Below are 16,296 nucleotides of genomic sequence, written 5' to 3'. Positions count from 1 at the left end.
GATGTCCGATACTCCCGAAATCGACGTGATGCTGCTGCTCGAGGGCACCTATCCGTATGTCTCCGGAGGGGTGTCGAGCTGGGTGCATCAGATCATCGGGGGCTTTCCCGAGCTGAAGTTTCACTGCTGCTTCTTGGGCTCACGCGAGCAAGACTACGGAGAGCCGCGCTACAAGATGCCCAGCAACGTGGTGGGGCTGACGCACCACTATCTCTTCAGCGACTCGGTTTTGCCCCCGCCCCGTGCCCAGCGTGGCGATCCACAGACCAGCGTGCTGGTGCGTGAGCTTCATGAGCGTCTGCGCGGCCAGGGCAGCGACGTCGATGGCGGCCGTGCCGCGAGGGCGCAGGTGCTCGACCGCACGCTGCGCGAGATGGACCACAAGCTCACGCTCGACGATTTCCTGCATTCCAAGGAGTCGTGGCGTTACCTCACCGAACAGTATCTCGAACGCTGCACAGACCCATCGTTCGTCGATTACTTCTGGACGGTGCGGACCATGCACACGCCGATCTGGACGCTGGCAGCGCTGGCCCGCGAACTGCCGCCCGCGAAGGTCTACCACACGATTTCCACCGGCTATGCGGGCTACCTCGGTGCCGTGCTGGCGCACCGAACCGGTCGCCCGCTGGTTTTGTCCGAGCACGGGATCTACACCAAGGAGCGTCGGATCGACCTGTTTTCAGCCCAATGGATCAGCGACAACCAGCCCATCCTCGAGCGCAACGCGGGCGATGCGGGTTACTTCCGGGAGTTGTGGATCCGTTTGTTCGAGTCGCTCGGGCGCATGTGTTACGACGCCGCCGACCCGGTGGTTGCGCTCTATGAAGCCAACCGCTTGCGTGAAATCGCCGATGGCGCCGATCCGGTGACGACCTGCCTGGTGCCCAATGGCATCAACGTGCCACCGTTTGCGGCCACTCGTTCGCAGCGGCCCGAGCAGCCGCCGCTGGTGATGTGCCTCATCGGACGGGTGGTGCCGATCAAGGACGTCAAGACTTTCATCCGCGCGGTCCGTGTCGCCAGCAGCCGCATGCCGGGCTTGCAGGGCTGGATCGCCGGCCCCGAGGACGAGAACCCGGACTATGCGCGCGAATGCCACGAGCTGGCCGCCAGCCTCGAACTGGGGGATACGCTCCAATTTCTCGGCTTTCAGAAACTCGTCGAACTGCTGCCGAAGGTTGGTGTCGTCGTTCTGTCGTCGATCAGCGAGGCGCTGCCGCTGGTGTTGCTCGAGGGCTTTGCTGCGGGTGTGCCTGCGGTGACGACCGATGTGGGTTCGTGTCGGCAACTCATCGAGGGCTTGGGCGATGAAGACTGTGCGTTGGGCGAAGCAGGTGCGGTCGTCGGCATTGCCGATGCGCAGGCTCTGGGTGAGGCCTGCGTGGCGCTGTTGTCCGACCCGGAGCGCTACCGCCGGGCGCAGCATGCAGGGATTGCGCGCGTGGAGCGCTACTACACGCAACCCCTGATGTTTGGGAAATATCGGGCCATCTACGAAGACGCCTTGGCGCGCAGCGCGGGCGCACAGCGGCCGCGAGGTTACATTGCCAGCGTCATCCGCGAAGGCCGTCCATTGCCCGAGCCCACGCCGGCCGGGCTGGCGTCTGACATCGGGAGGGGCTGATGGCGGGTATCGGGTTCGAACTTCGCAAGCTGCTGCGCAACGAAACCTATCTGGGTTTGTTGCGCGCCTATGGCTATGCGTCGATCATCAGCTCCGGGCCCTGGGTTTTTTCCATTCTGGGTCTGATCGTCATTGGCGGGCTGTCGCTCGGCGTGGTTTTGCCCGATTCGCGCATCACGCAATTCCAGGTCACGGTGACCTATCTGATCATGTCCTCCTTGATTTTGTCCGGCGGTATCCAGCTGGGCTTTACGCGGTGGGTCGCAGATGCCTTGTTTGCCAAGCGGGACGACACCGTGGCCTCGGCCTTCCTGGGGGTTTTGCTGGTGACGACGGCCGTTGCTGGCGCGATCGGCTGGGTGGTGGCTTGGCTCCTCTTTCCCGCGCAATCCAACCTGTACCGAGTCTTGATCGTCGCGGGCTTGCCCTTGCTGTGCGACATCTGGGTCGTGACGGTGTTTCTCTCGGGCTTGAAATACTACAAAGCCATCGTCGCGCTGTATGCGCTGGGCTATGGCGTTTCGGTGGTTTTTGCCTGGGTGGGGCGCGCTTGGAACCTCGAGGGGCTGCTGGCCGGTTTTCTTGGCGGACAGTTCTTGATGTGGGTGGGCATGATGACCCTCGTGCTGCGCAACTTTCCGCCGCGCCAACCGATTTCGATGGCCTGCTTCGAGCCTCGTGCGATGTACCGCAGCCTGTTGCTGGGCGGGACGCTCTACAACTTGGGGGTTTGGGCCGACAAGCTGGTGTTTTGGTTCACGCCCGAAACCTCCGAACCCGTCATTGGCGTGCTTCGGGCCTCGCCGATCTACGACTTGCCGGTGTTTCTGGCCTACCTCTGCGTCATTCCGGGCATGGGGGTGTTTCTCGTGAAGTTCGAAACCGATTTCGTCGAGTGGTATGACCGGTTCTATACCGCGGTGCGTTCGGGCGGGTCGCTCTCGGACATCGCCCGCTACCACGACCGAATGCAGGAGACGGTGCGCGAGGGGGTCTATCAAATCATCAAGGTCCAGGCGATCACGCTGCTGGCGTTGACGACTTTCGTGGTGCCGCTGTTCCGCTGGATCGGGATCAGCGAGCTCTACATTCCGTTGTTCCTGGTGCAAGCCACCGCTGCGAGCTTCCAGGTCTTGTTGCTGGCCGTGCTCAACGTGTTTTTCTACCTCGATCGTCGCAAGGCCGTGGTCGCGCTCACGGCGATTCTGGTCGTGTTGAATTTCGGTCTCAGCCTGGCTTCGGTTCGCTTGGGACCAGTGTTTTTTGGCTATGGGTTTGCGCTGGCGCTGTTGATCACCCTGCTCATCGGTTTGGCGATGGTGCAGCGGCTGTTGCGCCAGTTGGAATACCGCACCTTCATGCTTCAGGGCGCGTAGCCCTCGGGGTTTTGCTGCTGCCAGCGCCAGGCGTCGGCGCACATGCGGCCGAGGTCGTGTTCGGCTTGCCAGCCCAGTTGTTCGCGCGCCTGCGTGGGGTCGGCGTAACAGGCGGCGACGTCGCCGGGGCGGCGCGGCTGGATGACGTAGGGCACCGGGCGGCCGCTGGCGCGTTCGAAGGCGCGCACGACTTCCAGCACGCTGTAGCCCCGGCCGGTGCCGAGGTTGACGGTCAGCACCTTGGGCGTGTCGAGCCGCTCGAGCGCGGCGAGGTGACCTCGGGCCAGGTCGACGACGTGGATGTAGTCGCGCACCCCGGTTCCATCGGGGGTCGGGTAGTCGTTGCCCCAGACATTGAGGTGGTCCCGTCGGCCGATGGCGACCTGGGCCACGTAGGGCATGAGGTTGTTCGGCGTGCCTTGCGGGTCCTCACCGATCAGGCCGCTTTCGTGGGCGCCGACGGGGTTGAAGTAGCGCAGGATGGCGATGCGCCAATGCGGCTCGGCCCGGTACAGGTCGCGCAGCATCTCCTCGATGAACAGCTTGGTGCGGCCGTAGGGATTGGTCGCTGAGAGCGGATGATCCTCGGTGAGCGGCAACCGTTGCGGCTCGCCATAGACGGTGGCTGACGAACTGAACACGATCGTGTGCACGCCGCAGCTGCGCATGGCGCGCAGAAGGCGATGCGTGCCGATGAAGTTGTGGTCGTAGTACTCGAGGGGTTTCTGCACCGACTCGCCGACCGCCTTGAGGCCCGCAAAATGAATCACCGCGGTGCAGCCGTGCGTGCGCAGCGCGTGCTCGACCGCAGCCTCGTCCCGGATGTCTGCCCGGACGACCGTCAGCGTGCGACCGGCCAGCCGTTCGACCCGTTTCAGCGCTTCGGGGTGGCTGTTGGAGAAGTTGTCGTAGACGACGACGTCGTGGCCCTTTTCAAGCAATTGCAAGCAGGTATGCGAGCCGATATATCCGGCGCCGCCGGTGACGAGAATGTTCATGCGAGCACTTCCTTCAGAGTACGGCGATTCTAGGGCGGCCCTGCCGGGAGCCTTGCCTGCACCTCGGGGGCTCTGCGCAGCGGGGCGGTAGGCCTGCGCTTGGCGCGGGAATACCCTGAGTCTCGATGGGCTGCGATGGGCTGTGTGACGGCTAGAATTTGTTTCGCAGACCGACCGGTCGGTTAATGAATCAAAGCCGGCCGATGGCGGTCGCTGCCCGATCCCTCACCCTTGGAGACAAGCACCATGAAGCTGAAGAAAGTTCTCGTCGCAGCGCTCGCCGCGGGGGCCTCGCTGGTCGCGCTGGCCGACATCAACGTCGGCGTCACCGTCTCGGCCACCGGGCCGGCGGCCTCGCTCGGCATTCCCGAGAAGAACACGATTGCGCTCATGCCCAAGACGATCGCCGGGCAGAAGATCAACTACATCGTGCTCGACGATGCCTCGGACACCACGGCCGCGGTGTCGAACACGCGCAAGCTGATTGCGGAAAACAAGGTCGATCTCATCATGGGCTCGACGATCACGCCCAACTCGCTGGCCATGATCGACGCCGTGTCGGAGGCCAAGACGCCGATGATCTCGTTCGCCGCCTCGGCCGCCATTGTCGAACCGGTGGATGCGAAGAAGCGCTGGGTCTACAAGACGCCGCAGAACGACATCATGATGTCGCTCGCCATTGCCGAGCACATGGCCAACCACGGCGTGCAGACGGTGGCCTTCATTGGTTTTTCCGACGCGTATGGCGAGGGCTGGGCGCGCGAGTTCGCCAAGGCCGCGGATCTGAAGAAGCTCAAAATCGTCGCCAACGAGCGTTATGCCCGCAACGACACCTCCGTCACCGGTCAGGTGCTCAAGATCCTCGCCGCCAAGCCCGATGCGGTGCTGGTGGCCGGCTCGGGCACGCCCGCCGCGCTGCCGCAAAAGACGCTCAAGGAGCGCGGCTACGCCGGCAAGATGTACCAGACGCACGGCGTGGCCAATGCCGACTTCCTGCGCGTGTGTGGCAAGGACTGCGAGGGCACCTTCCTGCCCGCCGGCCCGGTGCTGGTGGCCGACCAGTTGCCCGCCACCAACCCGGTGAAGAAGTCGGCCATGGCCTACGTCGCCGCCTATGAAGCCGCGCACGGCAAGGGCAGCGTGTCCACCTTCGGCGCTCATGCCTGGGATGCGGGCCTGCTGATGGCGAGTGCGGTTCCGGTGGCGCTGAAGAAGGCGCAGCCGGGCACGCCTGAGTTCCGCGCCGCGCTGCGCGACGCACTCGAGGGCGTGAAGGAAATGCCCGGCGCGCACGGCATCTTCAACATGTCGCCGACCGATCACCTGGGTCTGGATCAGCGCGCGCGCGTGATGGTCAAGATCGAAAACGGCACCTGGAAGTACCAGCCCTGAGCGCGAGGGCGGGCAGGTCGGCTGGCGGGCGCTCGGGCCGCCTTGAGCCTGGCCGTGCCCGCGACTCCACACGTCGCGTGGCGGCGGGCCAGCGCCGCTGGCGCAAGCCCCGGTTCATCGGTGCGCCGTCGTCGGCCTGAGCTCGCCCGACTCTCACCTTCCGGCCGAACCTGCTGCGGCTCTTCAGAGCTTCTTCAACCTAAATCCGGCAGTTGACCGCTTCTCGCGAAAGGCAAGGTGTTGATGTTTAAGCAATTTTCGGTGCGCAGGCCGTTCACCGTTTGGGTGAGCGCTGCGCACCCGTTCGAGTCGCCCTCGGGCGCGGGGGCGGCGTTGCAAATCCTCGCCATGGCGAGCGCCATGGCTGTGGTTTGCGCCTTGCCCGCGCGCCCGATGACGACCCGCCCAGGCGCGCCCAACTGCCGGATTTAGGTTCAATGGATGCACAAATTGCCCTGATGCTGGGCCAGGATGGGCTGGTCAACGGCGCGGTGTACGCGCTGATGGCGCTCGCGCTGGTGCTGGTGTTCTCGGTCACGCGGGTGATCTTCATCGGCCAGGGTGAGTTTGTTACCTTCGCTGCGCTCTCGATGGCCATGCTGCAGGGCGGGGCACGCACGCCCGCCACGCTGTGGCTGCTGCTGGCGCTGGCCGTGGCCACGCTGGTGGTGGAGGCCTGGCGGCACCAGCGCGGCGCCCCGGTGGACTGGGGTTCGACCCTGGTTTGGACGGTGGGCCTGCCCGCGTTGGCCTGCGCCGCAGTGCTGCTGTGGCGGCCGACTTCGGTGTGGGCGCAGGCCTTGGTGACGCTGCTGCTGATCACGCCGCTGGGGCCGCTGTTGTACCGGCTGGCCTACCGGCCGCTGGCGCATGCGACCGTGTTGATGCTGCTCATCGTCTCGGTGGCGCTGCATGGGGTGCTGGTGGGGCTGGGGCTGCTGTTCTTCGGTGCCGAGGGCTCGCGCACGCCGGCGTTCTCCGAGGCGCGCATGGACTGGTTCGGCGTGCCGGTGACGGGGCAGTCGCTGGTGGTCATCGCGCTCACGGCGGTGCTGGTGCTGGCCATGTTCGGGTTCTTCGAGCGCTCCATCATTGGCAAGGCCTTGCGTGCCACCGCCATGAACCGGGTGGGCGCGCGGCTGATGGGCATTCCGACCGAACTCGCCGGAGACGTGAGCTTCGCGCTGGCTGCGCTCATCGGCGCGGTGTCGGGGCTGATGATTGCACCCATCACCACGATTTATTACGACACCGGCTTCCTGATCGGCCTCAAGGGTTTCGTTGCCGCCATCGTCGGCGGGCTCGCCAGCTACCCGCTGGCGCTGGCTGGGGCCCTGCTGGTGGGGCAGTTGGAGGCGTTCTCCTCGTTCTGGGCCAGTGCATACAAGGAGGTGCTGGTGTTCACCCTCATCATCCCGGTGCTGTGGTGGCGCTCGCTGCGCAGCCACACGGTGGAGGAGGACGAAGAATGAGCGCGCGCACCCTCACCCTGCTGGCGGTGGCCGCGCTGGCCGTGTCTTGGCCGTGGTTGCCGGATTTCACCGTCACCGAGCTCAACTACATCGGCCTGTATTCGCTGGTGGCGGTCGGTTTGGTTATGCTCACTGGCGTTGGCGGTATGACCTCGTTCGGGCAGGCGGCTTTCGTCGGCCTGGGCGCCTATGCCACGGCCTGGCTCAGCACGTCGCCCTGGGTGGCGCAGACGCTTGGCGGCGTGCTGCCGGCGGCGTGGCTGCCCTGGATCGGGCTGCCGCTGGGTCTGCTGCTGACCTATGCCGTGGCCTGGCTGCTGGGCACGGTGACGCTGCGCCTGTCGGGCCACTACTTGCCGCTGGGCACCATCGCCTGGGGCCTGAGCCTGTACTACATCTTCGGCAACCTGGAGGCGCTGGGTGGCTTTACCGGCCTGGCCAACGTGCCGGCGCTGACGGTGGGGGACTTTTCGCTTGCCTCGCCGCGCGTGCTCGGGCCGGTGATCTGGGCGGTGCTGCTGTTGGCGCTATGGGGGCTGCACAACTTGCTCGATTCGCGCGAGGGCCGCGCCATCCGTGCGCTCAAGGGTGCTCGGGTGATGGCCGAGTCCATGGGCGTGGACACGGCGCGCCAGCGCATCAAGCTGTTCATTCTGGCGGCGCTGCTGGCGAGCGTGTCGGGCTGGCTGTATGCGCACATGCAGCGCTTCGTGAACCCGACGCCGTTCAACATCCACATCGGGATCGAGTACCTGTTCATGGCCGTGGTGGGGGGTGTCGGCCATCTTTGGGGCGCGGTGCTGGGCGCGGCCATCATCACGCTGCTCAAGGAGCAATTGCAGGACATCCTGCCCCGGCTGTTGGGCAGCAGCGGCAACTTCGAGATCATCGTCTTCGGCCTGCTGATGCTGGTGGTGCTGCAGCGCTTTGCCGATGGCTTGTGGCCGCGCATCGCCGCCTGGACGGCGCGCTGGCGGCGTGCAGACGCCGCTGCGCGCCCGGCTGCGGCCGCCGCAGCGGCGCTGCCCACGCGCGAACTCCCCGCGCGCGGCACGGTGGTGCTGCAGGCCGCCGACGTGACCAAGCGTTTTGGCGGGCTGGTCGCCAACAACGCGGTGAACTTCGACGTCAAGGCCGGCGAGGTGCATGCGCTCATCGGCCCGAACGGCGCAGGCAAGAGCACGTTTTTCAACATGATTTCGGGCGTGGACGCGCCGACCAGCGGCGAGGTTCGCCTGATGGGCGAGCGCATGAACGGTCAGCCTGCTCGGGCTTACGCGGCACTGGGTCTTTCGCGCACCTTCCAGCATGTGCGGCTGCTGGGCGCGCGCAGCGTGCTGGAGAACGTGGCGCTGGGGGCGCACCGGCGCGCGCGGCGCGGCTGGGTGGCGGCCATGCTGCGCCTCGACCGCGCCGAGGAGACCGCGCTGCTGGCCGAGGCACGCCGTCAGATCGAGCGCTGCGGCTTGGGCGCGCATGCGCTGCAGAACGCAGGCTCGTTGGCGCTGGGCCAGCAGCGGGTGGTGGAGATTGCGCGCGCGCTGGCCAGCCAGCCCGCGGTGCTGTTGCTCGACGAGCCGGCCGCGGGCCTGCGGCATCTGGAGAAGCAGGCGCTGGCCACGCTGCTGGCGCAGTTGCGCAGCGAGGGTCTGGCCATCGTGGTGGTGGAGCACGATATGGAGTTCGTCATGAATCTGGCCGATCGGGTGACCGTGCTCGAGTTCGGCACGGTGATTGCCGAGGGCACGCCCGCGCAGGTGCAGGCCGACCCGCGCGTGCTCGACGCCTACCTCGGGGGTGCGGCATGAACGCGGGCAACGGGCTGGCGCTGCTCGAGCTCAGCGAGTTCAGCGTCTCGTACGGCGCGGTGGAGGCGGTGCATGCCGTGGACCTGCGCGTGGGCGAGGGCGAGATCGTCACCGTCATCGGCCCCAACGGCGCGGGCAAAAGCACGCTGCTCAACGCGAGCATGGGTCTGTTGCCCTCGCGCGGGGTGCTCACGCTCGCGGGCGAGCGCATCGACCGCCCGAGCGTGGAGGCCATGGTCGCGCGCGGCGTGGCGCTGGTGCCGGAGAAGCGCGAGCTGTTCGGCGAGATGTCGGTCGAGGACAACCTGCTGCTTGGCGGCTTCGCGCGCTGGCGCCGCGGCCTGCGCGACCAGGCCAGCCGCATGGAGGAGGTGTTCGCCATCTTCCCGCGCCTCAAGGAGCGCCGCGCGCAAATGGCGGCGACGCTCTCGGGCGGCGAGCGGCAGATGCTGGCCATCGGCCGCGCGCTGATGAGCCGGCCGCGGCTGCTGATGCTCGATGAGCCCTCGCTGGGCCTCGCACCCCTGATCGTGCGCGAGGTGCTGCACGTGGTGGCCTCGCTGCGCACGCATGGTGTGTCGGTGCTGCTGGTCGAGCAAAACGCCCGCGCCGCGCTGCAAGTGGCCGACCGCGCCTATGTGCTGGAGATGGGGGCCGTCGCGCTCAGCGGCGAGGCCGAGGCGCTGCTGCACGACCGCCGCATCATCGACACCTACCTCGGCCTCGGCGGCAAGGCGCAGGCGGCTTGACGGTGCCGCGTGCTGTGCGCGTGCTGTGCGCGCGTGCCGTTACGCCTCGCTGCTGCGACATTTTTTGAAGTTTTTCCCTCAAACCCCGGCGTCAAACCCAGGGTTTCTGCTATCAAAAAAGGAATGACCATGAGCCAAGTTCTACAGAGCTACCTTGCCGGCCGCTGGATCGGCGCCACGCCCGCGCAGGCGCTGCGCCATGCGGTCAACGGCCAGACCGTGGCCTACACCCATGCCGAGGCGGCCGATTTCGCCGAAGCGGTGGACTATGCGCGGCGCGTCGCGCTGCCCAAACTGCTGGCGCTCGACTTTCAGCAGCGCGCGTCGCGGCTGAAGGCGCTGGCCAAATACCTCAACGAACGCAAGGAAGCGCTCTACGCCGTCTCGGCCTGGACCGGCGCGACCCGCGCAGACGGCTGGATCGACATCGAGGGCGGCACCGGCACGCTGTTTTCCTACGCCAGCGTCGGCTCGGCCGAACTGCCCAGCGGCAACCTCATCCACGAAGGCCCGGCGCTGCCGCTGGGCAAGAAAGGCGTGTTCGCCGGCACCCACATCCTCGTGCCGCGCGGCGGCGTCGCGGTGCACATCAATGCGTTCAACTTCCCGGTCTGGGGGCTGTTGGAGAAGTTTGCGCCGAGCTTTCTGGCCGGGATGCCCTGCATCGGCAAGCCCGCGACGGCGACGAGCTATCTGACCGAAGCCTTGGTGCGGCTGATCAATGAGTCCGGCATCCTGCCCGAGGGCGCGCTGCAGCTCGTCATCGGCTCCACCGGCGACCTGCTCGACCAACTCGATGAGCGCGATGTGGTCACCTTCACCGGCAGCGCCGACACCGCAGCGAAGCTGCGCGTGCACCCCAACCTGGTTCGCCACAGCATTCCCTTCAACGCCGAGGCCGACTCGCTCAACGCGGCGATCCTCGCGCCCGAGGTCACGCCCGACGACCCCGAGTTCGACCTCTACGTCAAGGAGCTGGTGCGCGAGATGACCGTCAAGGCGGGGCAAAAGTGCACCGCCATTCGTCGTGCCATCGTGCCGCGCGCACATCTCGACGCGCTGGTCGAGCGTGTGCAGGCCCGGCTGGCGAAGGTCGTCGTGGGCGACCCCGCGGTCGAGGGGGTGAAGATGGGGCCGCTGGCCTCGCACGCGCAGGTGGCCGACGTGGCCGAGCGCGTCGCCCTGCTGCGCCGCAGCGCCGAGGTGATGTTCGACGGCGGCAGCGGCTTCGCGCCGGTGGGCGTGGGCACGGCCGACGGCGCCTTCTTCCCGCCGACGCTGCTGCTCGAGCGCGCGCCGCTGGGCGACGCCCCCGCGCACGACGTCGAAGCCTTCGGCCCGGTCAGCACGCTGATGCCCTACGACGGCCTCGATGAAGCGCTGGCCCTGGCCGCCCGCGGCCGCGGCAGCCTGGTCTGCACCCTCGTGACCCGCGAGCCGCAGACCGCCGCGCGCATGGTCGGCGCGCTGGCTGCGCTGCACGGCCGCGTGCACATCCTGGATGCCGAGGCTGCGGCCGAATCCACCGGCCACGGCTCGCCGCTGCCGGTGCTCAAGCACGGCGGGCCGGGGCGCGCGGGCGGCGGCGAGGAGCTCGGCGGCCTGCGCGCGGTGCGGCACTTCATGCAGCGCGCAGCCGCCCAGGGCTCGCCCAGCATGCTGGCCGCCGTCACCGGTGAATACGTGCGCGGCGCGCGCCGCATCGAAACCGGCACCCATCCGTTCCGCCGCCATTTCGAGGACATCCAGATCGGCGAGTCGCTCACCACGCCCAGCCGCGTCATCACCGACGCCGATGTGCACGCCTTCGGCCAGCTCACCGGCGACCTGTTCTACATGCACTTCGACGACGAAGCGGCCAAGGCCAGCCCGTTTGGCCAGCGCATCGCGCACGGCTACCTGGTGCTGTCGGATGCGGCGGGCCTGTTCGTCGTGCCCGAGCCCGGCCCGGTGCTCGCGAACTACGGGCTCGACACGCTGCGCTTCGTCAAGCCGGTGGCGATCGGCGACAGCATTCAGGTGCAACTCACCGCCAAACGCAAGATTGACCGCCAAAAGACCGACGCGCAAGGCCGCGGCCAGGGCGTGGTGGCTTGGGATGTGCAGGTGACGAACCAGCACGGCGAGCTGGTCGCGAGCTACGACATCCTGACGCTGGTGGCCAAGCGGGAAAGGTAGGGCAACGCTGAACAAGGCCCCCGCGCGTCGCGCATCCCGGCTGCGGGCGGTCTGCGTCGAGAGCAAATCCTCGCCAGAGCTGCGGCTATGGCTGCGGTTTGCGCCTCGCATCCCATCCCGCGGCCGGGCGCGCGCCATCACGGAAACTGTTCGGCGTTGCCTTAGGCGGCTCCAGTAGTCCTGTTTCGATAGCGCAATCGCACCGATTCACGCCGGCATCCCGCCGATTTGGCTGAAAAATCAGCTTTTGGGGCCTCCACGGGCGGTGCGCGCGCGCCGCTCATGGGCTTGGGTCCTCGGGGCCGCTGCTTCGCTGGCCAGCGCAGCCACCGGCAGGCGGACATCGGCCTTGATTTCTTTGAGCACGATGCTCGAGCGCACATGCGTCACGCCGGGCAGCTTGAACAGAGTGGCGTGCAGGAAGCGCTCATAGGCGGCGATGTCGGGCATCATCACCGTGAGGATGTAGTCGGCCTGCCCGGTCGTGGACAGGCAGCGCACGATGGCCGGCTCGGCAGCGACGGCGCGTTCAAAGCCGCGCACCAGTTCCTCGGTGTGCGCCGCCAGATTGACTTCGACGACGACCAGCAAAGACAGCCCCACCCGGCTGCGGTCCACCAGCGCGCTGTAGCCGCGAATCACGCCCGCGTCCTCCATGGCCTTGATGCGCCGCCAGCAGGGCGTGGGCGAGAGGCCCACCGCGTCGGCGATTTGCTGCAGCGTCTGGCGCGCGTCGCGCTGCAGCTCCTGCAGGATGCGCAGGCTCCAGGTGTCTAGGGTGAATACTTCGCTCATCGGGGCTATTTGAGAAAAAATCGGTCGTAATCATGCCGATCTTGGCGAAAAGAGCAAACGGTTTCTCCGAGCGTGCGCAGAAACTGGCGCCTCCACCGTTCCCCACGAGGAGGCTGCGCCATGTTCACCCATCCGGCCCCAGCACCGTGCGAAAGCGCATCGGATCGCATCGCTGAAGCACCGCCGTTGCAACGCCCTGGCTATCGGCTGGACGACGCGCTGTGGGCCGACGAGGGCGTGGTGTTTCTCAGCGGCACCCAGGCGCTGGTGCGTCTCTTGCGAATGCAGCGCGCGCGCGACGCAGCAGCGGGCTGGAACACCCGCGGCTTCGTGAGCGGCTACCGGGGCTCGCCGCTCGGCGGGCTGGATCAGGCTTTGTGGAAGGCCGGCACCCGGCTCGAGGAGGCGGGCGCGCACTTCGTGCCGGCCGTCAACGAAGAACTGGCGGCCACGCAGGTGCTCGGCACGCAGCGCGTCGAGTCCGACCCCGAGCGCACGGCCGACGGGGTGTTTGCGCTCTGGTACGGCAAGGGGCCGGGTGTGGACCGCGCCGGCGACGCGCTCAAGCACGGCAATGCCTTTGGCGCCTCCCCCCACGGCGGTGTTCTGGTGGTGGCCGGGGACGACCACGGCTGCGTGTCCTCATCCATGCCGCATCAAAGCGATGCGCTGTTTGCCGCCTTCCACATGCCGGTGCTGCAGCCGGCCAACGTCGCCGAGTTGCTCGAGTTCGGGCTCTACGGCTGGGACTTGTCGCGCTTTTCGGGCGCCTGGGTGGCGATGGCGGCGCTCTCGGAGGTGGTCGAGAGCGCCGGTACGGTGGACCTCGACGCGGTGCAGTCGCGTGTGCGTGCCTGGGTCGGCCCTGAGGCGGTGCGCGCCGCGACCGGCTACACGCCGCCCGCCGATGGGCTGCATTACCGCTGGCCCGACCTGCCCTCGCTGGCGATCGAGACGCGGCTCGCAGCCAAGCTCGAGGCGGTGGCGGCCTTTGCGCGCGTCAACCGCATCGACCGCATGGTCATCGAGGCGCCGCAGGCGCGGCTGGGCATCGTGACCTGTGGTAAGGCGCATCTGGACTTGATGGAGGTGCTGCGGCGGCTCGACATCAGCCTCGCGCAGCTCGCGGCCGCAGGCGTGCGCCTCTACAAAGTGGGCCTGGCCTGGCCGGTGGAGCCGACGCGGCTGCGTGCCTTTGCCGAGGGGCTCGAGGAAATTTTGGTCGTCGAGGAAAAAGCGCCCGTGGTCGAGCAGCAACTGCGGGCTTTGTTCTACAACGCGCCGCCGTCGGCGCGCCCGGCCATCGTCGGCAAGCACGACCGACGGGGGGCGCCGCTCATTGCCGCCACCGGCGAGTTGCGCCCCTCGCGCCTCATCGAAATCTTCGCGCACTGGCTACAACGGCATTTTCCCGACGCAGCCACCTTCAACGACCATCTACAGCATGTGCGCGACTTCACGGTGCCCGAGCTGCTCTCAAACGCCGCCGACACGGTCAAGCGGCTGCCGTATTTCTGCGCCGGCTGCCCGCACAACACCAGCACCGTGGTGCCCGAGGGCTCCACCGCGCGCGCGGGCATCGGCTGCCATTTCATGGCGAACTGGATGGACCGCAGCACCGCGGGCCTGATTCAGATGGGGGGCGAAGGGGTGGACTGGGTCTCGCATGCACGCTTTACGCGCGTGCCCCATGTCTTTCAGAACCTCGGCGACGGCACCTTTTACCACTCGGGCACGCTGGCGATCCGCCAAGCGGTCGCCGCGCGCGCCCACATCACGTACAAGATCCTCTACAACGACGCCGTTGCGATGACCGGCGGCCAGCCGGTCGATCGCCGCATCAGCGTCGATGCGATCGCGCGCCAGGTCGAAAGCGAAGGCGTCAGCGCTGTTGCCGTCGTGTCCGACGACATCGGCAAGTACGCTGGCTTGCGCAGCCGTTTCCCGGCCATGACCACCTTTGCCGATCGCAGCGAGCTCGATGCGGTGCAGCGCCGCCTGCGCGACACCCCAGGCGTGACCGTGCTCATCTACGAGCAGACCTGCGCTGCCGAGAAGCGCCGCCGTCGCAAGAAAGGCGCGCTGGCCGAGGCGCCGCAGCGGCTCTTCATCCACGAGGCGGTGTGTGAAGGCTGTGGCGACTGCACCGTGCAAAGCAATTGCGTCGCCGTGCTGCCCGACGCGAGCGGGCCGTCGGCGGCGCTGTTTGGCCGCAAGCGCCGCATCGACCAGACCGCCTGTAATCAGGACGAACGCTGTGCCGACGGTTTTTGTCCGAGCTTCGTCAGTGTCCAGGGCGCGCGCATCCGGCGCAGTCTCGGTGCCTTGGCAGGCCCCGCGGCCAGCGCCTTCGAGGCCGCGGTGCGCGCCTTGCCTGAGCCCGGGTCGCATGTCTGGCAGGCACCTTATGACCTGCTGATCACCGGCGTCGGTGGCACCGGCGTGGTCACGGTCGGGGCGATCGTGGCGATGGCGGCGCACCTCGAGGGCAAGCGCGCGAGCGTGCTCGACTTCATGGGCTTTGCGCAAAAAGGTGGCGCCGTGCTGAGCTTCGTTCGTCTGGCCGACCGGCCGGAGCGGCTCCACCAAGTGCGCATCGATACGCAGCAGGCGGACGCGGTGCTGGCCTGCGACCTGGTGGTGGCAGCCTCGCCCGAGGCCCTGCAGACCGTGCGCCACGGTCGCACCCGCATCCTGGCCAACCTGCACGAGACTCCGGTGGCCGAGTCCTTGCGGAACCCCGATGCCGATCTGCACGTGCCCGAACTGCTCGCCAAGTTGTGCCATGCGGCGGGCGAGGAGCGGGTGCAGACCTTCGACGCACAGGCGCTGGCCGAGGACTTCCTCGGCGACACCGTCACGGCCAACATCCTGGCGCTGGGTTTTGCGTGGCAGCGGGGTCTGGTGCCCTTATCCCGCGCGGCCCTCGAGCGCGCCATCGAGCTCAACGCCGTGGCGGTCGACGCCAATCGCCGCGCTTTCGCACTCGGGCGCCTCGCCGCTGGTGATGCGCGGGCCCTCGAAGCGCTGCGCGTGGCCGCGCACACGCCAGGTGCCGCCGCAGATCTGCGATCAGCGACCGAGGCGGCCTTCGACCTCGATGGCTATGTCCAGGCCGGCGTGGCCCATTTGCGCGCTTACCAAGACGCGGCCTGGGCCGAGCGCTACCGCCAGCGCGTCGCCGCCGTGCGTGCGCGTGAGGCAGCCTGGGGCACGGTGGGCCGAGAAGGCCGGCTGGCGCAGACTTACGCCCGCAGTCTCCTCAAGCTCATGAGCGTGAAGGATGAATACGAAGTGGCGCGGCTTTACAGCGACGGTAGCCTCGAGCGCGCGCTCGAGGCCCATTTCGAAGGGTCCTACACGCTCACCTACCATTTCGCGCCCCCGCTGCTCGCGCGCGCCCGGGGCGGCCAGCCGCCGCGCAAATGGCGCTTCGGGCCCTGGGTGCGGCCACTGCTGCGCCTGCTGGCTCAGGGCCGACGGCTGCGCGGCACGCCGCTCGACCCCTTCGGCCATACCGCCGAGCGGCGCATGGAGCGCCGCCTGCTCGCCGACTACGAGGCACGCGTCGACGAACTCCTTGCCGCGCTCGAAGGCGCGGATGCTCGAAGCCCGAAGCGTGTGGATCTTGCGGTGCAGATCGCCGCACTGCCGCTGTCCCTGCGCGGCTATGGACATGTGAAGGCGGCCCAAGTCGCTCAGGCCCGGCTGCGCGAGGCCGAACTGCTGCACCGCTTCGACCCCAAGCGATATCCCGCGCCGGTGCGCACCGCGCAAGCGGGCCAGTTGCGCGGCATTCCGGTTGCTCGTGCAGGTTGAGACAGCGCCGACTACCGGAATGCTTTCCGCCTTGGTTTCAGGCAAGAAAAAAGGGCCCGAAGGCCCTGGATTTGGCGTTGGC

Annotated in this window: 11 protein-coding genes; 9 read left to right on the top strand and 2 right to left on the bottom strand. The window is 67.5% G+C overall.

All coding sequences use genetic code 11. The features are described from left to right. Position 1 precedes the first annotated feature (1 nt). On the top strand, positions 2–1,627 hold the full coding sequence (gene pelF, locus EDC62_RS02080) for a GT4 family glycosyltransferase PelF (protein ID WP_124219930.1): 1,626 nt from the start codon (positions 2–4) through the stop codon (positions 1,625–1,627). Further along, complete coding sequence (pelG, locus tag EDC62_RS02075; protein ID WP_124219927.1) at positions 1,627–3,003, top strand: exopolysaccharide Pel transporter PelG; 1,377 nt, start codon at positions 1,627–1,629, stop codon at positions 3,001–3,003. The genes pelF and pelG overlap by 1 nt, the downstream gene beginning before the upstream one ends. On the opposite strand, the gene galE is transcribed toward pelG, so the two are convergent. After that, the gene (galE, locus tag EDC62_RS02070; RefSeq protein ID WP_124219925.1) at positions 2,991–4,001 is read right to left on the bottom strand and encodes a UDP-glucose 4-epimerase GalE; all 1,011 of its coding nucleotides are present in this window, start codon (positions 3,999–4,001) and stop codon (positions 2,991–2,993) included. The genes pelG and galE overlap by 13 nt on opposite strands. 246 nt (positions 4,002–4,247) lie before the next feature. Between galE and EDC62_RS02065 the strand changes: the two genes are divergently transcribed. From EDC62_RS02065 to paaZ, 6 genes are all read left to right on the top strand, one after another. Continuing rightward, positions 4,248–5,393, top strand: a complete 1,146-nt coding sequence (locus EDC62_RS02065) for an ABC transporter substrate-binding protein (RefSeq protein ID WP_124219922.1) — start codon at positions 4,248–4,250, stop codon at positions 5,391–5,393. A 243-nt stretch (positions 5,394–5,636) separates the two neighbouring features. Next, a complete protein-coding gene (locus EDC62_RS02060) occupies positions 5,637–5,825 on the top strand; it encodes a hypothetical protein (RefSeq protein WP_124219920.1) in 189 nt (62 codons plus the stop codon). A gap of 5 nt (positions 5,826–5,830) precedes the next feature. Then, positions 5,831–6,865, top strand: coding sequence for a branched-chain amino acid ABC transporter permease (locus EDC62_RS02055; protein ID WP_124219917.1), 1,035 nt, complete (start codon positions 5,831–5,833; stop codon positions 6,863–6,865). Next, positions 6,862–8,673: a branched-chain amino acid ABC transporter ATP-binding protein/permease gene (locus EDC62_RS02050; RefSeq protein WP_124219915.1), complete on the top strand. Its 1,812-nt coding sequence runs from the start codon at positions 6,862–6,864 to the stop codon at positions 8,671–8,673. The genes EDC62_RS02055 and EDC62_RS02050 overlap by 4 nt, the downstream gene beginning before the upstream one ends. Further along, positions 8,670–9,422: an ABC transporter ATP-binding protein gene (locus EDC62_RS02045; RefSeq protein WP_124219911.1), complete on the top strand. Its 753-nt coding sequence runs from the start codon at positions 8,670–8,672 to the stop codon at positions 9,420–9,422. The genes EDC62_RS02050 and EDC62_RS02045 overlap by 4 nt, the downstream gene beginning before the upstream one ends. A 129-nt stretch (positions 9,423–9,551) precedes the next feature. Further along, the gene (paaZ, locus tag EDC62_RS02040; RefSeq protein WP_124219908.1) at positions 9,552–11,600 is read left to right on the top strand and encodes a phenylacetic acid degradation bifunctional protein PaaZ; all 2,049 of its coding nucleotides are present in this window, start codon (positions 9,552–9,554) and stop codon (positions 11,598–11,600) included. Positions 11,601–11,840: 240 nt separating this feature from the next. On the opposite strand, the gene EDC62_RS02035 is transcribed toward paaZ, so the two are convergent. Further along, positions 11,841–12,395 carry an Lrp/AsnC family transcriptional regulator gene (locus EDC62_RS02035; RefSeq protein ID WP_124219906.1) on the bottom strand — a complete coding sequence of 185 codons (555 nt, stop codon included), beginning with the start codon at positions 12,393–12,395 and terminating at the stop codon, positions 11,841–11,843. Positions 12,396–12,515: 120 nt separating this feature from the next. Between EDC62_RS02035 and EDC62_RS02030 the strand changes: the two genes are divergently transcribed. Then, entirely contained in the window at positions 12,516–16,214 is a 3,699-nt protein-coding gene (locus EDC62_RS02030; protein WP_124219904.1) for an indolepyruvate ferredoxin oxidoreductase family protein, read from the top strand. Positions 16,215–16,296: the final 82 nt, after the last annotated feature.

The organism is Tibeticola sediminis (genome assembly GCF_003843835.1).
GTDB classification, from domain to species: domain Bacteria; phylum Pseudomonadota; class Gammaproteobacteria; order Burkholderiales; family Burkholderiaceae_C; genus Tibeticola; species Tibeticola sediminis.
The sequence above is the reverse complement of the archived record's forward strand: the minus strand, read 5'-3'. Positions and strand labels throughout refer to the sequence as shown.